Origin of the sequence: Pseudorhodoplanes sp. (assembly GCF_035565795.1) — a bacterium.
Taxonomy (GTDB): Bacteria; Pseudomonadota; Alphaproteobacteria; order Rhizobiales; family Xanthobacteraceae; genus Pseudorhodoplanes.
Genome location: NZ_DATMRV010000085.1, coordinates 1 through 2,603 on the forward strand (window position 1 = coordinate 1; position 2,603 = coordinate 2,603).

At 64.2% G+C, this 2,603-nt stretch carries 6 protein-coding genes; all 6 read right to left on the bottom strand.

Annotated elements, in window-relative coordinates; genetic code table 11:
- The coding region (locus VNZ93_RS08265; protein ID WP_325702759.1) for a cation:proton antiporter subunit C at positions 1–326 on the bottom strand (326 nt) is incomplete at its 3' end.
- A 13-nt stretch (positions 327–339) separates the two neighbouring features.
- Positions 340–1,032 (bottom strand): hydrogen gas-evolving membrane-bound hydrogenase subunit E, encoded by a 693-nt coding sequence (gene mbhE / locus VNZ93_RS08270; RefSeq protein WP_325702771.1) that lies wholly within the window; start codon positions 1,030–1,032, stop codon positions 340–342.
- Positions 1,032–1,379 carry a monovalent cation/H(+) antiporter subunit G gene (gene mnhG, locus VNZ93_RS08275; protein WP_325702761.1) on the bottom strand — a complete coding sequence of 116 codons (348 nt, stop codon included), beginning with the start codon at positions 1,377–1,379 and terminating at the stop codon, positions 1,032–1,034. Before mnhG ends, mbhE begins: the two co-directional genes overlap by 1 nt.
- Before the next feature lie 3 nt (positions 1,380–1,382).
- Positions 1,383–1,625, bottom strand: a complete 243-nt coding sequence (locus VNZ93_RS08280; RefSeq protein ID WP_325702764.1) for a hydrogenase subunit MbhD domain-containing protein — start codon at positions 1,623–1,625, stop codon at positions 1,383–1,385.
- A 5-nt stretch (positions 1,626–1,630) separates the two neighbouring features.
- Entirely contained in the window at positions 1,631–1,891 is a 261-nt protein-coding gene (locus tag VNZ93_RS08285; protein ID WP_325702766.1) for a monovalent cation/H+ antiporter complex subunit F, read from the bottom strand.
- On the bottom strand, positions 1,884–2,375 hold the full coding sequence (locus VNZ93_RS08290) for a Na+/H+ antiporter subunit E (protein ID WP_325702769.1): 492 nt from the start codon (positions 2,373–2,375) through the stop codon (positions 1,884–1,886). Before VNZ93_RS08290 ends, VNZ93_RS08285 begins: the two co-directional genes overlap by 8 nt.
- Positions 2,376–2,603: the final 228 nt, after the last annotated feature.

Here is a 2,603-nt window from a genome sequence, read left to right on the forward strand (position 1 = left end):
AGCGTCTTCTTCGCGTCGTAAAGCCGGATCGCGTAGGCGAGCAGCACGGCCGTTACGGCAAGCCCGATCACGATAGCCGTCACCGCCAGAGCGGACGGCACCGGATCGACGGCGCGCACGGGCGCTTCGGCGATGGTCAGCGCGCGATCGATGATCGGCGCGGTGCCGCCGCGGACAAAGCCGATCGCCACGATCAGGATGTGCGTGCCGGTACCGATCAGCGAAAGCGAGATGATGATGCGCAGGATGTTGCGGTGGGTCAGCGCGCCCCACAGGCCGATCAGCATCAGGACGAGACCGGTGGTGAGGACGAGGCTGGAGATCATGTCGTCTGCTCGGTCAGCTTCGGAAGCGGTCGAGAATGACGCTGAGCTCGCATCCGACCTTAATGCCAAGAAGCACGGACAACACCGGGATCGCTCCCGCGCTGAAGAAGGCGCCGAACTGCCCGACCGGGAGGACGCGGTTGTTGAGGAAGCCGCCGGCGAAGATCAGTCCGCCGATGCCCACCAGCACGAACAACACGCCGGCCAGCGACTCCGTAACGCTGAGGAAAGCCGTATTGAGCGCGCGTGAAGGATTCGCGAGCAGAAGCAGCAGGACGGCGGACGCGATCACTGCGCCCCCCTGGAAGCCGCCGCCGGCCGAGATGTGTCCGTTCATGATGATGTAGGCGGCGAAGATCGAAATCAGCGGGACAAGGATCTGCGTGGCGTTCCGAACGATCTCGGACGCTGGCGTTCTGGCGTCGATATCCTGTCCGGAGGTCTGCGCTGCGTCCTTGCCGCTGAGAACGAGGCCAACCCCCGCCGCGACCATGAACAGGACGGCGACCTCGCCAAGCGTGTCGAAGGCGCGGAAGGTGAGCAGGATGCCGGTGACGACGTTCGGCGCGCCGAGGTCCTGCGGCACAAGGCGGAGATAGCTTTCCGCCAGCGGGCGGAGCGTCAGCTGTTCACTGTAGCCGATTGCGATGGTCGCAAGCACCAGTGCAAACAGAACGATCGCGCCGGCCGAGAGGATGCGTTGCATCACGCGCCGCCCTTCATCGGGCGGGCCGCGCCGTCCGGTGCAGTCGCGTCATCGCCGGCGCTCTTGCGCGCCATCGGCAGCCTGATCGCCATCGCGGCGCGGGCGAGCGCATGCGAGGACACCGGATTGGTCATGAAGACGAAATAGATCAGGATGATCAGTTTCAGCGTCCAGCCCGGATGGTAGACGGCGATGCCGACCAGGATCAGTGCATTGCCGAGCGTGGACGCTTTCGTTCCGGCCTGCATGCGCGTGAAGACGTCGGGCATGCGCAACATCCCGAGTCCGGCGGAAAAGTGAAAGAACGCGCCGACGAGGATCAGGATGCTACCGGCGATCTCGGCCATCGCTCACTCCCTCAGCCCTGTCGTTCGGCGGATCGCGTAAAGGATGATGAGCGTGGAAAGGCCCGAGCCGATCGAGGCCTCGGTCATCGCAACGTCGGGAGCGCCGAGCAGCACGTAGCATACCGCGGCAAACAGCGTTGCAAGGCCACCGCTTACGGCGGCCGCAAGCACGCCCTTGAGGCGGATTGCCAGAAACGCGCTCACAGCGATCGCGCCGCACATGAGAATGACGAGAAGCTCCAGCATGGCGCCTAGAGCCCGCGTTCGAGATAGCGCGCGGTCGCGACCACGGCGAGGAAGCTCAGGACGCCGTAAACCAGCGCGACGTCGAGATAGATGAACCGGCCGCCGACATGGGCATAGAGCGCGATCATCGAGATCGAAATCACGGTGAGAAGATCGACTGCTGCAACGCGGTCCACGACGGTGCGTCCGATGATCAGGCGGATGACTGCGAACACGATCGCGAAAAAGATCAGGCCGCCGGCCAGAATGAGGATCGTGTCAGCCAAACGCCTTCTCCAGATCGTCCTCGAACGGACCGGCGATGATGCGCGTCGCGTCTTCGGTATCCGTGGTCGGCACGTCGAGGCAGTGCACGGTCAGCGTATCGCCGTCCATGTCGACGACCAGCGATCCCGGTGTCAACGCGATCGAGTTTGCCAGCGCGAGCCGGCCTACCGGGGTCTTCAGCCTGGTTTTGATCGTGACGATGCCGGGATCGATATCGATGCGCGGTGCGTAGACGTAGCGGAGCATGGTGATGTTGGCGCACACCATTTCAATGGCGAACACGCCGGTATAGCGGACGAAATGGATCAGCCGTTCAGGCGTGAACCGGATGTCTGCCCATGCGGGGAAGTGTCGAACGAAAGTCCACGCCAGAACGGCGGAGATGACGGCGCCGCTGAGGATCGATTCGATCGCGAGTGACGAATTGGCAGCAAACCAGATGACGGTGAGCAGAAGCCACAGCCAAAGAAAGCCGCGTGGCATTTTGCTTCGAGGATGGTCTGACATCATAGGTCAGCAGCTCCGCCATCGTGCGGCGTATCGACCAACTGCGCACGTGGCTGATGGCAGCCACGTGCGCGGTGGTCCTCAATTTCCGCCGCGATTGCGGGGCGCGTTCGGCCGCGCGCCGCCGCGGTTCGGGGCGGGCCGGTTTGGACGCGACTGTTGCGGTGGCCGCGCTGCCGCAGGGCGACTGGGCCGCGCCTGTGG